18 protein-coding genes and 1 pseudogene are annotated in these 18,094 nt (G+C 66.2%); 6 read left to right on the plus strand and 13 right to left on the minus strand.

The window, feature by feature from the left end; translation table 11 throughout:
- Positions 1-14: 14 nt before the first annotated feature.
- From ACNSN7_RS01860 to ACNSN7_RS01900, 9 genes are all read right to left on the minus strand, one after another.
- Complete coding sequence (locus tag ACNSN7_RS01860; protein ID WP_418280248.1) at positions 15-998, minus strand: ABC transporter permease; 984 nt, start codon at positions 996-998, stop codon at positions 15-17.
- On the minus strand, positions 991-1,731 hold the full coding sequence (locus ACNSN7_RS01865) for an ABC transporter ATP-binding protein (protein WP_418280250.1): 741 nt from the start codon (positions 1,729-1,731) through the stop codon (positions 991-993). Before ACNSN7_RS01865 ends, ACNSN7_RS01860 begins: the two co-directional genes overlap by 8 nt.
- A 2-nt stretch (positions 1,732-1,733) precedes the next feature.
- Entirely contained in the window at positions 1,734-3,314 is a 1,581-nt protein-coding gene (gene nosD / locus ACNSN7_RS01870; protein WP_418280252.1) for a nitrous oxide reductase family maturation protein NosD, read from the minus strand.
- Entirely contained in the window at positions 3,311-4,027 is a 717-nt protein-coding gene (locus tag ACNSN7_RS01875) for a hypothetical protein (protein ID WP_418280253.1), read from the minus strand. Before ACNSN7_RS01875 ends, nosD begins: the two co-directional genes overlap by 4 nt.
- A 34-nt stretch (positions 4,028-4,061) precedes the next feature.
- The gene (gene nosZ, locus ACNSN7_RS01880) at positions 4,062-6,176 is read right to left on the minus strand and encodes a TAT-dependent nitrous-oxide reductase (RefSeq protein WP_418280255.1); all 2,115 of its coding nucleotides are present in this window, start codon (positions 6,174-6,176) and stop codon (positions 4,062-4,064) included.
- Positions 6,166-6,588, minus strand: a complete 423-nt coding sequence (locus tag ACNSN7_RS01885) for a BlaI/MecI/CopY family transcriptional regulator (RefSeq protein WP_418280256.1) — start codon at positions 6,586-6,588, stop codon at positions 6,166-6,168. The genes nosZ and ACNSN7_RS01885 overlap by 11 nt, the downstream gene beginning before the upstream one ends.
- An 88-nt stretch (positions 6,589-6,676) precedes the next feature.
- Positions 6,677-7,426: a helix-turn-helix domain-containing protein gene (locus ACNSN7_RS01890; RefSeq protein ID WP_418280257.1), complete on the minus strand. Its 750-nt coding sequence runs from the start codon at positions 7,424-7,426 to the stop codon at positions 6,677-6,679.
- Between the two features lie 208 nt (positions 7,427-7,634).
- Positions 7,635-7,949: a CGCGG family putative rSAM-modified RiPP protein gene (locus ACNSN7_RS01895; RefSeq protein ID WP_418280258.1), complete on the minus strand. Its 315-nt coding sequence runs from the start codon at positions 7,947-7,949 to the stop codon at positions 7,635-7,637.
- A gap of 95 nt (positions 7,950-8,044) precedes the next feature.
- Positions 8,045-9,250, minus strand: coding sequence for an MFS transporter (locus ACNSN7_RS01900; RefSeq protein WP_418280259.1), 1,206 nt, complete (start codon positions 9,248-9,250; stop codon positions 8,045-8,047).
- Between the two features lie 90 nt (positions 9,251-9,340).
- Here ACNSN7_RS01900 and ACNSN7_RS01905 point away from each other — a divergent pair, with 90 nt between their 5' ends.
- On the plus strand, positions 9,341-9,922 hold the full coding sequence (locus tag ACNSN7_RS01905; protein WP_418280260.1) for a cyclodeaminase/cyclohydrolase family protein: 582 nt from the start codon (positions 9,341-9,343) through the stop codon (positions 9,920-9,922).
- Between the two features lie 542 nt (positions 9,923-10,464).
- Here the strand turns inward: ACNSN7_RS01905 and ACNSN7_RS01910 are convergent.
- Entirely contained in the window at positions 10,465-11,955 is a 1,491-nt protein-coding gene (locus ACNSN7_RS01910) for a CARDB domain-containing protein (protein ID WP_418280261.1), read from the minus strand.
- Between the two features lie 258 nt (positions 11,956-12,213).
- On the opposite strand from ACNSN7_RS01910, the pseudogene ACNSN7_RS01915 reads away from it, so the two are divergent.
- Positions 12,214-12,578: pseudogene (locus ACNSN7_RS01915) on the plus strand (DUF4397 domain-containing protein).
- A gap of 54 nt (positions 12,579-12,632) precedes the next feature.
- Here ACNSN7_RS01915 and ACNSN7_RS01920 read toward each other — a convergent pair.
- Positions 12,633-12,812 carry a DUF7511 domain-containing protein gene (locus tag ACNSN7_RS01920; RefSeq protein WP_418280262.1) on the minus strand — a complete coding sequence of 60 codons (180 nt, stop codon included), beginning with the start codon at positions 12,810-12,812 and terminating at the stop codon, positions 12,633-12,635.
- Between the two features lie 221 nt (positions 12,813-13,033).
- Between ACNSN7_RS01920 and glmU the strand changes: the two genes are divergently transcribed.
- Entirely contained in the window at positions 13,034-14,287 is a 1,254-nt protein-coding gene (gene glmU / locus ACNSN7_RS01925; protein ID WP_418280263.1) for a bifunctional sugar-1-phosphate nucleotidylyltransferase/acetyltransferase, read from the plus strand.
- 362 nt (positions 14,288-14,649) lie between these two features.
- Here glmU and ACNSN7_RS01930 read toward each other — a convergent pair whose 3' ends face one another.
- Positions 14,650-14,883 (minus strand): DUF8593 domain-containing protein, encoded by a 234-nt coding sequence (locus ACNSN7_RS01930; RefSeq protein WP_496923303.1) that lies wholly within the window; start codon positions 14,881-14,883, stop codon positions 14,650-14,652.
- 125 nt (positions 14,884-15,008) lie between these two features.
- Positions 15,009-15,791, minus strand: a complete 783-nt coding sequence (locus tag ACNSN7_RS01935) for a TraB/GumN family protein (RefSeq protein ID WP_418280265.1) — start codon at positions 15,789-15,791, stop codon at positions 15,009-15,011.
- A gap of 154 nt (positions 15,792-15,945) precedes the next feature.
- Between ACNSN7_RS01935 and ACNSN7_RS01940 the strand changes: the two genes are divergently transcribed.
- The 3 genes from ACNSN7_RS01940 (at position 15,946) to ACNSN7_RS01950 (ending at position 18,046) form a co-directional block, all read left to right on the plus strand.
- Positions 15,946-16,224 carry a winged helix-turn-helix domain-containing protein gene (locus ACNSN7_RS01940; RefSeq protein ID WP_418280266.1) on the plus strand — a complete coding sequence of 93 codons (279 nt, stop codon included), beginning with the start codon at positions 15,946-15,948 and terminating at the stop codon, positions 16,222-16,224.
- A gap of 69 nt (positions 16,225-16,293) precedes the next feature.
- On the plus strand, positions 16,294-16,572 hold the full coding sequence (locus ACNSN7_RS01945) for a MarR family transcriptional regulator (protein WP_418280267.1): 279 nt from the start codon (positions 16,294-16,296) through the stop codon (positions 16,570-16,572).
- Between the two features lie 85 nt (positions 16,573-16,657).
- Positions 16,658-18,046, plus strand: coding sequence for a hypothetical protein (locus tag ACNSN7_RS01950; protein ID WP_418280269.1), 1,389 nt, complete (start codon positions 16,658-16,660; stop codon positions 18,044-18,046).
- Positions 18,047-18,094 lie beyond the last annotated feature (48 nt).

Below are 18,094 nucleotides of genomic sequence, written 5' to 3' on the forward strand. Positions count from 1 at the left end.
GTTCTTCGCGAGCGCTACACGCGTTTCACGCGGAGCGCGACCGCGGCGGCGACGGCGGCGACGGCGATCCACGCCAGGAGGACCCCGACGAGCGAGCCGACCGTGAGCCCGCTCCCGTCGAGCGCCGCAGCGAGCCCGGCACCGCCCGCGTCGGTCGGCGCGAGCGCGAGCAGGCGATACGTCGCCACCGGGTTGGCGGCGACGGCGACGGCGACGAGACCGCTGGCACCGTCGACGGCCGCGAGGACGCCCAGCGCGAGCAGGTCGTGAACGAGCGCGACCCACACCCACACGAGCAGCGCCCCCGCGAGCGCGAACGTCGACGTGGGCGCGATCGCGGAGATCGCCACGCCGATACCCAACAGCGCGACCGCCACGGCGACGGTCGCGAACAGGAACCACGCGAACGTCGGCCAGCCGGCGAGCCCGAACTCCCGGAAGAGCAGCAGCCCCGGGAGACCGAATCCGAGGACGACCGCGCTCGCGATCACGACAGCTCGCCCGACGAACACGCCCACCGCCGTCTCCGCGCGCGAGACTGGCAGCGTCAGGAGGACGCCGAGCCGCCCGCGCTCGGCCGCGCCGACGATCGCACCGTGGCCGAACGCCAGCGCCGCCAGCGGAACGAGGAACGTCGCGAGTTCGACGTAGCTCGCGACAACCGGCTCGTAGCCGTCCGGCGCGACGCTCGCCCCGCTGAACGTCGCCAGCAGGACTCCGAAGACGGCGAACAGGACCGTCAGGCCGGTCCCCCACCCCCGCCGGACCGTCAAGCGCGCTTCGCGCCGGGCGAGCCGCACGACGATTCCAGGGCGCGGCAGGTGGCCGGCAACGCGGGCGATCGGCGATCCCGTCGCGGTCGCCGTCGTCGCGGTCGCCGTCGTCGCATCCGCCGTCTCCGTGGTCGGACTCGCCGCCGCCTCCGCGGCGGCGTCCTCGACGGCGACCCCGCCGTCCGGAACGCCCTCCACAGCGTCCGTCCCGGAGCGCTCAGGCATCTCGACCACCGCCGGTGAGCGAGACGAACGCCCCTTCGAGTCCGTCCTCGTGGTCCGCACCGAGTCCGTCGGGCGTCCCCTCCGTGACCAGCCGACCCCCGTCGATGACGCCGACCCGGTCGCACACCCGATCGACCTCCCGGAGCGCGTGCGACGCCATGAGCACGGTCACGTCGGTTTCATCGCGAACGCGCGTCAGGACCGATCGCAGCGCGGCGACGCCGTTCGGATCGAGGCCGGCGGTCGGTTCGTCCAGCAGGAGGACGGAGGGGTTCGAGAGCAGCGCGGCGGCCAGCCCGAGCCGTCGACGCATCCCCTTCGAGTAGCCGTCGATGTGGCGGTCTGCGGCGTCCGCGAGGCCGACGGTCGCGAGGGCGTTATCGATGCGATCGGTGGGGTCGTCGTCGGGACCGGACCCGACTCCGCGGATATCGGCGTGGAACGCGAGCGTCTCGCGTCCCGTCTCCCCCGGCGGGAACCCCGGCCGCTCCGGGAGGAACCCGATCTCCTCGCGGATACGCCAGCCGGCCGCCGAGACCGCTCTTTCCCCGACCACGACGCGTCCCGCGTCGGGTCGCTCGTGGCCGGCGATCAGGCGGAACAGCGTGGACTTCCCCGCGCCGTTTGTCCCGACGAGACCGTACGCGTCGCCGGGTTCGACCGTGAGATCGACCCCAGCGAGGGCCGCAACGTCGCCGTACCGTTTGTGAACGTCCGTGATGTCGATGTGCATGGTTAGTGGTGGTCGTCCTCGTGGTCGTCGCCAGCGTGGCCATCGTCTCCAGCGTGGTCATCGTCTCCAGCGTGGCCATCGTCGCCAGCGTGGTCGTTGCCCCCGGCGTGGTGGTCATCTCCGGGGTCGTCATCGTACTCGACGGTCGGGTCGACCGCCGTCGCGTACGTCCGATACGGCTCGATGTCGTGGGTCGGGTCCGTGAGCGGCTTCTCGTCGACGATCCCCGCGGTTTCGACGAGGGGGAACCGGCTCTCGACGAGTCGGATCGCGTCGAACGCCGGGCTGTCCGCGAACACGGCGACGGTCGGGTGTTCCTGGACCAGCCGCTCGGCCGCGCCGGCGGGTCGATGGCGAGTGTCGCTCAGGCCGTCCCCGTCGGTGTCCGCCACCTGCGCGTCCGACCAGTAGTTCCCACGCTCCGTGTCGTTCCACGACACCAACTCGCGGGTCGTCGTCAGCACCTGCTCGTCGTTGTCGACGAAGTCGTTGCCCGAGACGACCGTCCCCTCGGTGCCCGCGCTGTGGTGGACGCCGACGCCGTTGGCGTACACGAGGTTGTCGGTCACCGCGTTGTCCTGTGCGTTGTACAGGAAGATGCCGCGGTCGTTGGCGACGAGGTGGTTTCCGCGGACGACGGTGTCATCGATCTCCTTCAACAGGATCCCGTGACCGCTGCCGCCGCGGTTGGCGACCGCGGTGTTGTTCACGACTTCGATCCCCTCGCTCACCATCAGCGCGTACCCCACGTCGTTCTCGAAGGCGACGTTGTCCGCGAGGCGGTTGTCGTCGGAGTACATGTAGTGAACGCCGTACCGCAGGTCCCACATCGTGTTCCCCGTCGCCTCGACGTCCTCGGCCCACGAGTAGTAGATCCCGTCGCGCGTCCGGGTGATCTCCGTGTCGCGGATCGTCGTCCCGGTCGTCTCCCAGAGGTGGATCCCGTTGCCGCGATCGGCGAACCGCGGGGCGTCAGCGCCCTCGATCCGCGAGTCGCGGACGGCCACCTCGTCGGCACCGTTCACCCAGACGCCGAAGGCCACGTCGGTGAGGTACAGGTTCGCGAGCGTCGTCTCGTCGGCGTTTTCACCGACGAACACGCCCGCGTCCTCCGATTCGAGATCGTTCCCGCTCTCTGCGATCCACACGTCCTCAACCGTAACGTTCGACGCCTCGACGGCGAGAACGGTGCCCTCGCCGCCGCCGTCGATCAGTGCGCCGTGTGGCTCCGCGGCCCGGACCCGCACGTCCGGCACGTCGACGACGACCGCCTCCTCGGGCTCGAAGACGCCCGACAGCTCGACGACGTCTCCGGGCTCCGCCGCGTCGACGGCGATCGACGGATCGTCGTATTCGACGCGTTCGCCGTCGCGTATCAGCGTCGCGGTCCCCGGCTCGGTCGGCGGTTCCGGATCGTACGCCGGCGGCTCGACGACGCGATCAGCGTCGCCGTCCGTGGCGGCCGCGCCGACCTCCGACTCCGCGACCGCGACGCCGCCGATAACGACGGCGAGGACGAGCAGCGCGGCGACGAGGTATCCTCTCGTCGAGACGAGCCGAGCAGCCGACGGACCGCGGATCATCGCTTCGCCTCCGTCGGGGACTCGGTGGTCCCACCGTCACCCGTGAGACGTGCGCCGACGGCGTCGACCACGTCGCGGATCGTGACCCGTGATCCCCGCAGCAGGAACGCGGCCACGAGCAGCAGGAAGCCGACCCCGGCGAGGTAGCCGCCCGGGCCGAACCACGCGACGCCGCTGATGTTGGCGATCTCGTAGCCGCCCAAAAGCGGCGGAGTGAACTCGTCGACGCCGACGAGCGGCGCGCCCGGGTCGAGCGCGTGGCCGGCCTGGTGCAGCCGGTACTGGACGATCGCGAACGTTCCCACGAACGCCAGCCCGGCCCCGGCCAGTTGACAGAGCAGCCCCAGCCGAAGTTTTCGCTCGGTCGGTGCGAGCGCGACGAACACGCCCGCCGCCGCCACAGCGAGGAACACGACGGGACCGAGGATCCACTCGGGGGCCGCGATCGCGTTCGGGTGGACGGCGTAGTTCGGGTCGACGTACACCGGATCGGGATAGTAGAAGCCGACGTACTGGTTGAGCGCCTGTACCTCCGCGTAGTCGCCGCCGAGCCGGGGATACGCGTACAGCTCGACGAGCAGCCCCTCCGGGTACTGCGGTGCCTCGAAGGCGATCCGCCACACGGGCACGAACAGCGCGAGGACGAACGACGCGGCCGCCGCTATGGGAAGCGCCCGACGGAGCTCCGTCAGTCGATCGAGTGGGATCGTCATGGTGTGGTCTCCGGTTCGGTGGCGATCAACGGTCTCAGTCCCTCGGTTCCACGAGGATCCGGGAGCGCATCTCGAGGTGAAGCGCGCTACAGAAGTACGCACAGTACGCCCAGAAGACGCCCGGCTTGTCGGCCGTGAACGTCACCTCCCGAGTGTCCTGTGGGGCCAACGCGAGGTTGATGTCGTACTCCGGGATCGCCATCGAGTGGATGATGTCGCTGGTCTCCTCCACGTTCGTGATCCGGATCGTCACCTCGTCGCCCTCGCGAACCGTGACCTCCGGAAACGCGTACTCGTTGCGGCGCGTCCACATCTCGATCTCCACGGTCTCGTCGTCGATCCGCTCGAACGACTCCTCGCCCTCGGCGACGTACTCGTGATCGTAGTCGTCCCGATCCCACACCTTCGCGGGATCGATCTTGTCGCGGTGGACGATCGTCGCGTCGTGCGGCTCCGGATACGACGGTTTGTCCTTCAACAGCTGCATGCCCCCCTCGTCGTCGCCGATGTGGAACAGCTGGTCGTTCTCGGGGTGGATCGGACCGACCGGGAGGAACCGGTCTTTCGACAGCTTGTTCAGCGAGACGAGGTAGTCGCCCTGCGGCGACGCCGTGTACGACTCCGCGGCGATGAGGTGGCCGGGATTGTAGTGGACGTCGTGTTTCTCGATCACCGGCTCCTCGGAGCCGGGTTCGGCCTCGACGGCCGCCTCGTAGTCCCACTTGACGACCTGTGAGTCGATGAACGTCGTCGTGTAGGCGTGGCCCCGACCGTCGTACGCGGTGTGAAGCGGACCCATTCCGATCCGGGGCTGGCCGACGATCGCGTCCTGCGGGTCGTCGACCTCGGCGATCGCCTCGACGTCGATGACCGTACAGGTCGGATCGAGCTTGCCGGACGCGATCGCGTAGCTTCCGTCCGGCGTCACGCTGATCCCGTGCGGGCTCTTCGGCGTCGCGACGTACCGGACGATCGGACGCTCCGCGTCGTTGAGGCTGCTGTCCATGGTGCCGTCGACGACGGGGACGCCGCTGATCTCCTCGTACTCGCCGGCCTCGACCGCGTCCCAGATCGCGGGGATGTCGAACGCCTTCACGTAGTCGCGATCGGGTCGAGCCATCTCCCCTTCCGTGACGCCCTCCTCGCTGTTGTAGCCGGTCGCGAAGAACCAGCGGCCCTCCTTGCCGCCGTCCCCGTTGTCGAGGTTGCCGTCGATCTGGACTTGCCACTCGACGTCCATCGTCTCGGGATCGAGCGCCGTGAGCACGGATCCGTACGAGTCGGGGTCGTCGACGTCGCGGCCGTCGTTCGGTATCGGGACGCGGAACTCTCCGACGCCGAACACGAGCTGCGTATCCGGCAGCTGCATACACGCACCGTGGACACCCTGGCAGTTCGGAATGTTCGTGACGGCGTCCGTCTCGAAATACTCCAGATCGACGCGAGCCATCCGACCGTTCGCCTTGTCGTTGACGAACAGCCACCGGCCGTCGTAGTCGTTGTCCGTCTGGGACACGCGCGGGTGATGGGTGTCCCCCCACGTGTAGCCGCCCGACTCCGCCAACAGCTCGCTGGAGCGGGCGTCGTAGCCGAATCCCTTCGCGCTCTCCGTGTTGAACACCGGGATCCGCATGATCTCCCGCATCGACGGGATCCCGACGACGCGAATCTCGCCGGTGTGGCCGCCGCTGAGGAAGCCGTAGTACTCGTCGTGTTCACCCGGCGGGACACGGTGGTCTGCGTCGCCACTCGCCGTGACCGTGTCGTCACCGTCACCCGAAAGCAGTTCCGTACAGCCGGCGAGACCACTCATCGCGCCGACCGCCGCACCCGCCTTCATGAAGTTGCGTCGACCGATCTCCAGCCGAGGGAGATCGAGGTTCGGACGCCGTGCGGCGGTCGCGTCCGTCCCCTCCGCGGTCGCCGCGATGTCGCGTTCGTGGTCGGTCAACAGGTGTTCTATCGACCGACCGTCGACGATCTCGGGACTGTCGTCGGTCGGCTCATTCGCGGCCGACTGCTCGTCCGCGGTCGACTTCGCGGCCGACTGCTCGTCCGCGGTCGACTTCGCGGCCGACTGCTCGTCCGCGGTCGTCTGTTCGTCCGTCCGTTCCGTCGTGTCGTCGGTCGTGTTCGGATCAGTAGTCATCGTCGTGAGATTGGTCGCCGCCACGGGTGGCGTCAGTCGAGTCGTCCTCCGCACAGCGGGCGGTACTCCCATCACTCTCGGTTCGGACCGTCCGTGCGAGTCGCTCAACCGCCGGGTCGCCGAGTATCGTCCGGAGTTCGTCGGCGAACTCCGGAACGAGCCGGTCACGGGCGCGTTCGACGTCGAAGCGGTAGCGGTGACGCGTCGTCCCGCGATGTCGCTCGGTGTCGCGCTCGACGAGTCCCTTCTCGACCAGTCGGTCGACCGTCCGCTTGACCGTCGTGTACGCGACCGCATCGCCGCGACGCCGCACCGCGTCGAGCAGGTCGCGGGCCGTCAGGGAATCGTCGGCACGTCGCAGGACGGCGAGGAGCTCGCGTTCTCGCGGTCCGAGCTGTGTCCACTGGGTCATGATCGGAGAGGCCGAACGGTCGTTCGACCCCGCTACTGATCACTCCGGTCGAAGGCGACAGGTATCTGCTGCCGGACTGTTCGGGGGTTTAACTACCGTCGTCCGCGAACAGCTGCGAGAAGAGGGTGGCCGTCACCAGCCGGAGGTGCTCGGAGACGGTCGACTTCGCGAGATCGAGATCGGCGGCGATCTCCTCCGCGGAGGCACCGTCCGGCTCGAAGTACCCCCGTTCGGCCGCCACGGCGGCCACCTCGGCCTGTCGATCCGTCACGGCGGCGAGATCGACGGGGACGACGTCAGCCCGCTCGTCGTCGCCGCCGCGGTCGACGAGGAGCCGACGGAGTTCGACGCAGAGCCCGGCGTCCTCGAACCCGTCGACGATCGCTTCGAGCTCCTCGTGACCCGTCAACACGAACGAGACGATCAGCTCTCCGTCACTCATGTGCGCTTCGCGCGGGGAAACCGGAAACGCCGCGAACGCCGCCGAAAGCCCTCCACACGAGCAGTCACCGCACGTGCTGTCGGCATCGGCCGTCCGTTGGTTAGCTACCCGTTGGTCGGCTGTCCGTTGGTCGACGGAGTCATGAGCCATCCGCACGCCGCCGTCGGTCGCCGCCGCCTCCCGTGGGAGGTCGTATCGCCCGTGAGCCTGCCCCGCGAACTCGACTATCTCCAGCGTTGTCGGCGGGTCGGTAGGCGGATCCGCGGCGACGAACTCGACCGTCTGGTCGACGGGATCGACGCGGAGATCCTCTACCGCGGTCCCCTTCGAGAGCGTCGCTACCGGACAGCGATCGCAGGCGGACACGGCCAGTTGAACGTGGATCCCGTCGGTCATTACGGGCGGACGTACCATCTCCCGACACAAGTACCTGGTAGGCGTTTCCTACCGGATGAAAACGGATCAAACGGCACGCACCGCTAGCGACGGGCCGCGACGCGCTCGACGAGAGGTGATCGCGCTCGGTCCGGACGGGATCGCGCTCGGTCCGGATGGGGTTCGCGTTCGATCCGGATGGGGGGATCGCGTTCGGTCTCGACCGGCGTTAGCGCTCGACCCGGTAGACGTACCCGCCACAGCCACACTGATCGACGAGCTCCGTGGTGGCCTCCGAGTGACTGTCCCGGATCGGCTTCCGGAGGTACTCCTCGGGGTTCCCGTGGTTCGGGTGGGTGACCAGGTTCACGTGGTGTCCGGCCGCCGTCCGGTCCACCGCGACGAGCGCGTGATCGACGAGGCGCTCCCGGTCGTCGGCGTACTGGTCGAGTTCGAGGTTCGCCGACCACGACCCGGCGTGTTCCGCGTCGAGGAACGCCGGGCGCTCGCCGGCGGTCGTCTCGGTTGCGTCGCGTCCGTCCATGAGCGACGCTTCGCTGCCGACAGCCCTGTCTCTCACGCCGAACGTGTTCGGGATCGCTCTCGCATGACGACGATCGGCTCCGCACGGAAGCGGAGTCAGATCCCGGATCCCCGATACACGGCCGCGACGACGACCGACGCGGCGGCGACGAGCAGGCCCCCTACGAGGACGAACGCCGCCGACACGGACCACGCATCGATGACGGCACCGAGGAGGACGGGGCTGATAACGGCACCCAACGACAGTCCCGTGAAGAAGAACCCGAAGCTCTTCCCGACCGCTTCGGGGTCGGCCACGCTGTTCGCGAACTTGTCCCGCGACGGGAGCGCGAGTCCGAACAGCAGCCCGATCAGCGCGACCAGCGCGACCGCGACCGTCAGCGAACCGCCGGGGACCGCCACCACGAGAAACCCGACTCCGACGGCCGACAGCACGAACGTTCCGACCACGATCCACCGGAACGAGGTGCGGTCGGCGAGCGGGCCGCCGGCGACGACGCCAACCGCCGTAGAGGCGAGATGAACCGTCAAGAGCGTGTTCGCCGTCGATTCGGTGAATCCGAACCCGTTGACGGCCAGCACCGTCGTGAACGACTGTAGCCCGACCAGTGCCATCATGCTGACCAGATAGAACGCGAACACGAGCAGCAGGTCGGCCCGCTTGACGAACGCGGCCATCTGCCGGATCGTGCCGCCCGCATCACCGTCGGCGCTCGGCTCGACGCGCCGAGCGTGAACCGGCTCGGTCGTCGCCGCGATCCCGACCGCGGTGAGGACGCCGATCGCGCCGGCGGCGACCAGCGCGGTCTGCCACCCGTACGCGATGCCGACCGTTCCGATCCCGAGCGGTGCCGCCGCGAAGCCGGCGTAGCCGCCGAAGGTGTGGACGCTGAACCCGGTTCCTTCGTTGTCCGGCGTGGTTACGGCTTCGAGAAGCGCGTAGTCGGCCGGGTGGAACACCGACTGGCCGATGCCGGACGCGAACGCGAAGCCGAGAAGCATCCAGTACGACGTCGACAGTCCCGACCCGCCGATGCTGAGGGACGTGAGCAGGAGCCCGGCGACGAGCACCCACTTCGCGCCGATCCGATCGACGACCTCGCCCAGGGGAACCTGTAAGAGGAGCTGTGGAACGTAGATCGCCGTCACGAGCAGTCCGAGCCGGGTCGTCGAGACGCCGAACTCCGTCGCGAGCAGCGGAAACAACGGCGGATACGCCAACAGGAACACGTGCGAGAGGAAATGTGCGATCGACACGATGCCGACGACGAACGATGCGCTTCCTCGTCGGTATCCGGCCATGGGCGGCGTACGAAAGCGGGCCGTTTAATTCTAGCTACAGCGATAGCGCTTCGTCCCATCAGTTAAACCCCTCCGCTTTTTTCGGTGGGTATGGAGTACGCCGACCACACGATCCGCGAGTTCCTCTCGAGTGTCGCCTCGGAGCACGTCGCCCCCGCCGGCGGGACGGTAGCGGCCGTTGGCGGCGCGTTCGGAACGGCGCTCTGTGAGATGGCCTGTATCCACACGATCGAGACGGACGGGTACGCAGACGTCGTGCCGGAACTGGACGGGATCGAGACCGATCTCCGTCGACAGCGGTCCCATCTGTTGACGCTCGCGGAGGCGGACGCGAGCGTCGTCGCGGACTCGTTCGCGTCGACGGCGGACGTCCCGGGCGAGACCGGCATGAAACGCTCGGTCGGAGTGCCGCTCACGATCGCGGAGGCCTGCTCGACCGTGCTCGAACTGGGGGCGACAGTCACGGAGCGCTGTGCCCGTAGCGTCGTCGCCGACGCCCGGGTCGGACTCGTGCTCGTTCACGCAGCGATTCGCGCCGCCGTACTCGTCGTCCGAACCAATCTGGAGCGGGTCTCCGACGCGGAGTTCGCCCGCCGGATCGACGCCCGACTCTCGGCGGTGACGGCGTCGTCGGAAGCCGCCTTCCAGCGAGTGGATCTCCACCACGGCTGACGTCGTGTGAGCCGCTTTTCGATCGGACGGTCACCGAGCGCGAAGCGGGAGGTGGCGGGCATCGTCATCGATCGTCTCCGTTCTCTGCGCCGATCGAGCACCGAACGACCACCGAACGACCACCAACCGATCTCCTCGACGTCGCGATCGACAGGGCGCGGAACGGTCGACACCATCCAGTTCGCCGTTCGACGCAGAGCGGTATTGACGCGTTCCGATGAAGAGATACATAAAAGAAGAAGTATACTATGAAATAGTATATATAAATATTGGGCTAGAGTTGTACAGATCGTTGTCGTCGGATATGCCTTATCGATATCTTATATACTATATTTTATACGGAATATACAACCGATATCCGTACAAAATCGGCGTGTTATTATATATTTATTAAGATCTTTCATCACCCGCGGGACGCAGCGACCGTGACAGCGTCGATCAAATAATGGGATAAAATTTATCGGTGCGAGTTAAAAACAATATACCGACATGTACTTCGGTAGCGCGCTCTCGCCGACGTCGGGACCGGGAATCCGCGTCCGTTACCGTTTCCGGCCCTTCAGCAGTCCGATCGTCGCGAGTAGCGCGACGAGCGCGACGACGGCTCCGAATCCGGGGACGGAATCGTCGGTCGGTCCTGCGGCCTGTTCGGCGGGTGCCTCCGTGGTAGCGTCCTCGGTCGTTTCAGTCGTCGTCGATCCGGTTTCCGTCTCGGTCTCGGTCGGCTCCGGCGTCTTCTCGTCGACCGTCGCCACGAACGTCTCGCGATCGTCGCCCATCGCGACCGAGAGGTTCAACTCGCCCGTCACCCACTCGTTGGTCCGGTACGTGAGGGTGACCGTGCTCGATTCGTTGGCCGCCACGGTCACGTTTCGCGTGTCCATTCGCTGGTCATCGAGGAACAGCGTGACCGCCTGCTCGTCGCTGATGTCGCCGGTGTTGTTCACCGTGACCGTCACGTTGAGCCACTCGTCCGCGGTCACCGGGCCGTTGGTCTCGACGTCGTCGATCGTGAGGTTGCTCCGCAGCGGCATGACCTCGACCGACCGATCGACCCGGTCGTCGGGCGTCTGTGCCGAGAGGTTCCACTCCCCGGACCGGTTCGCGGTCGTGTTGTGAGCGTACGAGAGCGTCGTCTCCGCGTTCATGTCGAGATCGACGACCGTTTCGTTGATCGTGTGATCCTCGACGGTGAACCAGACGAGCCGCTCGCCGCCGGCGGTTCCGGTGTTCGTAACGGTGGCGTTCATCCGGAGCGTTTCGCCGGCCTTGATCGGCCCGTCGACCTCGAACTCGTCTATCCGGAACTCGGGCTGGCCGACCGTGTACGTCGAACCGCCACTGCTCGAACTGCTCGATCCGCTCGATCCGCTACTCCCCGAGTCTCTCGACGGCTCCTCGACCGTAACCGTCCGCGTATCGTCGTCATCCGGGGTTTCGACCGTCAACGCCCAGTCTTTCGCGTCACCGCTTTTGGTGACGTACGTGAGGGTTACCGACTTCGTCTCGCCGGCGTTCATTTGCACGTCCATCTCGTCTTTGAGGTACTCGTCCAGACTGAATCGGACCTCCTTCGTTGCCGATTCATCCCCCGTGTTCTCCAGTCCGACCGTCACCTCGACCGTCTCACCGACCGTGGTTGGGGTGTTCGTCTCGACGTTCGTGATCATGAACTCCGCGGGCGCGGGCTCGGGCTCGGACGTCCCCGTGTCATCGGAGTCGTCCGAGTCGCCCGTGTCCGAATCATCAGTATCCGAGTCGTCCGTGTCCGAATCATCAGTGTCCGAATCATCAGTGTCCGAATCATCAGTGTCCGAATCATCAGTGTCCGAATCATCAGTATCCGAGTCGTCCGTGTCCGAATCATCAGTGTCCGAATCATCAGTGTCCGTGTCATCGGTGTCCGAATCGTCCGTGTTGAAAACGATCTGATCGGCATCGGCCGCGGTCGCTCCCGCGACGGAGCCGCTTGCGACACCGACGACGGCGATAACCAGTATCAACGCGAGTGCCCACCGCTGTAATCGTGGCATAGTCCACGTGGGGAGAGCTTACTTCAAAAGTATGGAGCCGTTACATGTGTTACGAGTTTACTACTCCGTCAGGAGCCCGGTTCACCCGTCCTTTGGAGTGTCGCGGCCTCGAATCCGAGCCCGACGAAGGACGTTCACTCACGAGACCGATCCAACGACGGTCACGTGGAAATCAACGGCAGAGAGGAGACAAAAGAAGACGGAGCGGACGCGCTCGTCCGTGCGGTCCATGCGGCTCCCGATGCCCCGAACGTCGACGTGTACGTCGATGACGACCCGGTGTTGGAGGACGTACCGTTCCGAGCGGTCAGCGACTATCTGTCGCTGCCCGAAGGACGTACGACGCGACCATCACCGCAGTGGGGGACGCGGACACGGTCGTCTTCGACGACGCGATCGACGTGGCGGGCGACACGGCGACCTCGTTGGTCGCGCTCGGCCAGCTGGACGACGACTCCTTCGAGGTGCGTGCACTCGAGGACGACGTCTCTCCAGTTGGTGGCGACGAGTCACGGATCAAGGCCGTCCACGCTTCCCCGGACGCACCGGCCGTCGACATCGTCCCGGAGGGTGCCGACGAACCGTTGGATCTCACGGCCGCCGTCGACACCGACGCTGCGTGATCGCGGTCGGCACCGACGGAGACCGATTCCTCCGGACGTCGGTCCGCCCCGACGTCACCGGAGCTCGTGGACGGTACAGAACGATCCTTTTTCGGCGGAGATCCACGCAGTCAGTTCCTCGTCGTCGTCGGGATCGACCGGATGGAGCGTACAGACGTCGACCTCGCCGTCGTACCGCTCGACCGTCGCCGTCACCTGCTCGGCATCCGTCTCCTCTTGACGTGCGTTTCTCATCGTCTCGCAGGAACGCGTGGGGTGAGTATTGTTATTACGCGGATACTCCGGCCGCGTTTCCCTCGGTACCGGACGGGATCGACGCCGATCGACCGTGTACTTCCGCAACACACGCTCTCAGCCTCGTTCCGCCGGTCCGCTCGCGTCGAGTCGCTCGAACCGATCCGACGTTCGCCGTAGTAGGTGTATACTAAACCCGGCTGACGGGCGAGTGACGGAGCATGCAAGTCGTCATCCTCGCGGCAGGACGTGGCACGCGAATGGGGCCGCTCACGGAAACGATCCCGAAACCGATGCTCCCCGTCGCGGACCGACCGCTCGTCGCACACGTCGCGGACGCCGCGGTCGACGCCGGGGCCGAGGAGCTCGTCCTAACCGTCGGCTACGGCGGGGATCAGGTCCGGGAGTACTTCGGCGAGCGGTACGCTGGCGTCCCGGTCCACTACGCGGAACAGTCCGACCAGCTCGGCACCGCGGACGCCCTGCGGGTCGCAGTCGATCACGTCGACGGCCCGTTCGCGGTCCTGAACGGGGACAACCTCTGTCGTGCCGCGGATCTCGACACGCTGTTCGACGCGGTCCCCGCGGTCGGCGCGTACCGCGTCGACGATCCGTCTTCGTACGGCGTACTCCGGACGGAGAACGGCGTCGTTACCGAGGTGGTCGAGAAGCCCGACAACCCCGAGACGAACACGATCAACGCGGGGGCGTACGCCTTTCCCGCGGACGTGGTCGATCTCCTCGACGTGCCGCGAAGCGAGCGCGGGGAGCGAGAACTGACGGACGTCCTCGATCGGGTCATCGAACGGGACACCGTCAGCGCCGTCGACTTCGAGGAGTGGATGGACGTCGGTCACCCGTGGGAGCTCCTGGCCGCGAACGAACGACGGCTCCCCACACCCGACAGGGGTCGCGCGGACGGAGGGACCGAGACGACGACGACCGGCGGGATCCGCTCGCACAAACTCGTCGACTTCGGAGCGCCCGACGGCGACGTCCATCCGGATGCGACGATTCGCGGTGACGTCGTCCGCGAGTCGGGGGTTCAGGTCGGCCCGGGCGTGGTGATCGAAGGCCCCGTCCTCCTCCGTTCGGGATGCTCGATCGGACCGAACGCGTACGTACGCGGTCCGACCCTCGTCGGTCCGGGCGCGCGGATCGGCCACGCCGTCGAAGTCAAAAACAGCGTCGTCATGGCGGACGCCAGCATCGGGCACCTGTCGTACGTCGGAGACAGCATCGTCGGCCCCCGCGTGAACCTCGGCGCGGGGACGAACGTCGCGAACCTCCGCCACGACGGCGAACCGGTGTCGGTCACCGTCGGCGACCGCCGGGTGTCGACGGGTCGACGCAAGTTCGGAACGGTGCTCGGTCCGGACGTGAAAACCGGGATCCAGACCGGGATACATCCGGGAGTCACGCTCTCGGCGGGTGTGCGGACGACGCCCGGCGAGATCGTGAGCCGTGACCGCTGACTGGGACGTCAGTCGTATCGTCCCCGCTGACTGAGACGTCAGTCGTATCGTCCCCGCTGACGCCGTGTTCTCCACGACTCCCCCGCTGACGCCGAACCGCGACCGTTTTCGTGCCACCGTCCCAGGCCCACCGACCCCTCCCCCTCTCGATCGGTCGGTTCGTACGGATTAGTTGTGGATTACAAAATTATAGTTGTAATACTATTGGATGACGTTCCGACCCGATCGTCCGGAGGCGATTACCGTACTGGAGGTCGAGCCGATCGGAACGGCTCACATCGATGGAGATATCGCGGAAAACGAGAACTGAAATCGAACCGTTCGGACCGTCAAAAAATACGTCGTGGAGTCGAATCAGTACGTTACTCGAGGTGGATGCCCCGGTCGTCTATCTCTTTGACGGACTCGTGGGGGAGCTCGTATACGTCCTGTTCTTCGGCCGTCCAGCCGAGCTTCTGACGGATCGCGCCGTCGAGATCGTTTTCAGGTGTCACGTGTGCCACGTCGCCGGCAACCGCCTGTACGTGGCCGATCACGGTTCCGTCCGCAGTCATTACGCCTCGTCCCTTGTCGCTGTCTTCGAACTCTCTGACCATTGTTTCACACGGGTACTCCCCGTGGTCGGATCCAGACGTGCGATGGGCTTTGTTATACCCTCCGATGACCGTGGAACGGACAGCCAACCGGATGCAAGGGGAACCGTTCCAGCGGATGCGACTGGCTACGACCGCGACCGGTCGTCTCCGAGTCGCTCGGCGATCGGGTCCAGATGGGCGTACCCGACCACCGCGACCACGTCGGCTCCGTCCCGACGGTGGGTGCACAGCTCGTCCGCCATCGCCGCCTCGCGTGCGCGGTCGAACGCCTCCATCGCCGGCGGACGACTGAACGCGCGGAGCAGGGTCGTTCCGGCGGCGACGGCGTCGTCCTCCTCGACCGCTTGGTCGTCCGGCGACGCCGTCCGGGTGTACGTGTCTCGTCGGGCGTCGAGTCCGGGGTCGACGTCGATTCCGATCCGCGACGCCGCGTGCGAGATACGGCACTGAACGGCGTGAAGGGTCTGGATCCCGAACGCGTACCCGGCGCGAACGGCACCGTGGACGGAAAGCGACTCGGTGCGGACCGAATCGATCGTCGTTCGGAGGACTGACGAGTTCGGGAGGTCGATCCCGACGGCGCGAGCGTCGCCCGCGGCGCTGATCGCCGCGCTCATTTCGCCACCGTCGTGGAACGCCGACGCGATGAGTTCTGGATCGGAACCGTGTTCTCGTGCGTAGCGACGGAACAGCGGTACGGCGATCGGCGCGATCTCTAGTGCGACCACGTCCGGGTCGAGTGCGGCTACGGTCTCGACGACCCGAAACACGCTCGCCGGGTGGTCGTGGACGACGCCGACGAGCGTCACCCGTCCGTCGTCGTCAGTCGCGGGGAGATGTCGAAAGTCGCTGCGGGAGATCCGTGGATCATCGAGCGCCGTGACGAGATGTTTGATCGGCTGCGTCATTCACAAATCGCTTCGTTTGTCGAAGCTTACCGAACGGTAGCAGTCGTATAATATATAAACGTTCTCGTACGACCGGTCGTTTCGGTCGACAACGTCTGACGTACCTCGGCTATCGAGTCCATAATAAAGAGCCTCCGGACGACCGTTGGAAACGATGTCCGCACACTGGGACACGATCGGGTATCTCATCAGCTCGAAGTACCGGCTCGCAGTGATCCACCGACTCGCGAACGCCCCGGCGACACCGACGCAGATCGCGACCGACGAGAACCTCTCGCCGTCCCACGTCTCGCGGGCCATCCAACGGCTCGCCGATCGTTCGATCGTCGAGTTGGCCGTCCCCGAAACACAGCGGAAGAACCGGTTGTACGAACTCACGCCGAAGGGAACGACGCTCTGGTCGGAGATACGGACGGCCGGGCTGGATCGGTGAGGTGGGAGCCGTTCGCCCACGCGATCGAGAATCGATCGTGTTTTGGGCCTCGGTCCGAGACGAGTGCGTATGCCATCGGAGTGGAACGTCATCGGATACGTGATCAGCTCCAAGTACCGGCTGTCGGTTCTCCGTCACCTGTCCGGTGACGCGTCGACGCCGACGCAGCTCGCCGCGACGATAGCGACCTCGACCACGCACGTCTCTCGGGCGCTTCGACAGCTTCGCGAGTGGGGGCTCGTCTCCTTGGCCGTCCCGGACGATCGACGGAAGAACCGGGTGTACGAGCTCACGGGTCGCGGGGAGTCGGTGTGGGAGACGATCCGTGCCAACGACCTGTCCGCCTGAGGTTCGTCGGGTGGTCCAAAAGCGTCGAATCGGCGTGGTAACGTTTTCATTACAAAGCCTACGCTGACCGATCGGTACGCTACGAATGCACCGACGCTCGTTTCTCAAGCGGACCTCCATCGGCGTCGCCGGGATCGCGGCACTCGCGGGATGCAGTGATGACCCTGGCTCGGAAACGGATCCAGAGCCGGAAGACGTCCCCGACATCGACGGTCCGGACCCGGACGAGGAGCCCGAGGAGCCGTCGCTCCCTGAGGGGTTCGACCGTATCGAGAACGTGATCGACCACGGGGCGGACCCCTCCGGTGAGGAGTCGCTCGTCCCGGTTCTCGACTCGATCGATCCCGACGGGGCGATCGTGTACCTTCCGCCCGGACAGTACCGCATGGACGACTCGTGGAAAGCCGAGGAGTTCGAACGCATCGGAGTGGTCGGTGTGGACGCGACGATCGTCCCCGATCCGGGCACGGAGACCTTCCTGTTCAGTCTCGACGGTCGGGCGCATAGCACGGCGATCCGGATCGAGGGACTCACCTTCGATTATAGCCACTCGGATGCCGGTAGCCGAATGTTACACTTGATGGCGCGCGACGACCTGCTCGTCAGGGACGTCACGGCGACCGGGACCGTCAAGCACGGACCGGGCCTGGTTCGCGTCGACGTGATCGAGCCCGACGGCGAGGGGCTCGTCGATCGGCTCCGTCTTCCGGACGGGGCTGCGGTCGGCAGCGGTATCACCGGCTGCTACGTCGGGAACGACAACCGCGGCAACATCACCTTCCGCGACTGCCGAATCGAGGGGTTCCCGGACAACGGCCTGTACGCCGACCCGCCGGAGGGTAGCATCACCGTCGACGGCGGCTACTTCGCGAACTGCGGGATCTCCAACGTGCGAGTCCGCGGGGACTCGGTCGTCCGAAACGTGTACGTTCGATGCGACGACGACCGTCGGGACTTCGACAACATGCGAGGGATCAGGCTCACCGACTACGAGCCACAGGACACACCGGAGCCGGCGGTCGTGGAGAACTGTCGCGTCGACATGCTCGATGTAACCCACAGTGACGGCGCGATCGAGTTATCCGGACAGTTGGCACGGGGGACCGTTCGCGACACGCACGTCCGGATCAACGCGGACGACGTCCCCGCGTTCAACGCCAAGCGGCCGGACCCGGTGTTCGAGGAGCTCGGTATCCAACCGAACGTCGACATGGAGAACGTGACCATCGAGGGATCGGCCGCGGACGGCGAGGCGATAGCGATCGTCGGACGGAACGAGTGCGTGTTCGAGGGACTCGATATCCATCAAACCGGTCAAAACCGGGGTGGAATCACGTTCAACGAGTCGACGGACAACGTCGTTCGGAACACGCGTATCGACGTCACCGGTGAAGCGATCGTCCTGGACGACAGCGAAACGGAGACGTTCGACGTCGACGTGATCGGGGGAAACGGTCGGATCGACGCCCAGTAACGTCCCCATAACAAAGCCCGATTCCGCCCCTGCATTCGGTGTTCCATC

This window comes from Halorubrum rarum, from assembly GCF_048380895.1.
Lineage (GTDB): Archaea > Halobacteriota > Halobacteria > Halobacteriales > Haloferacaceae > Halorubrum.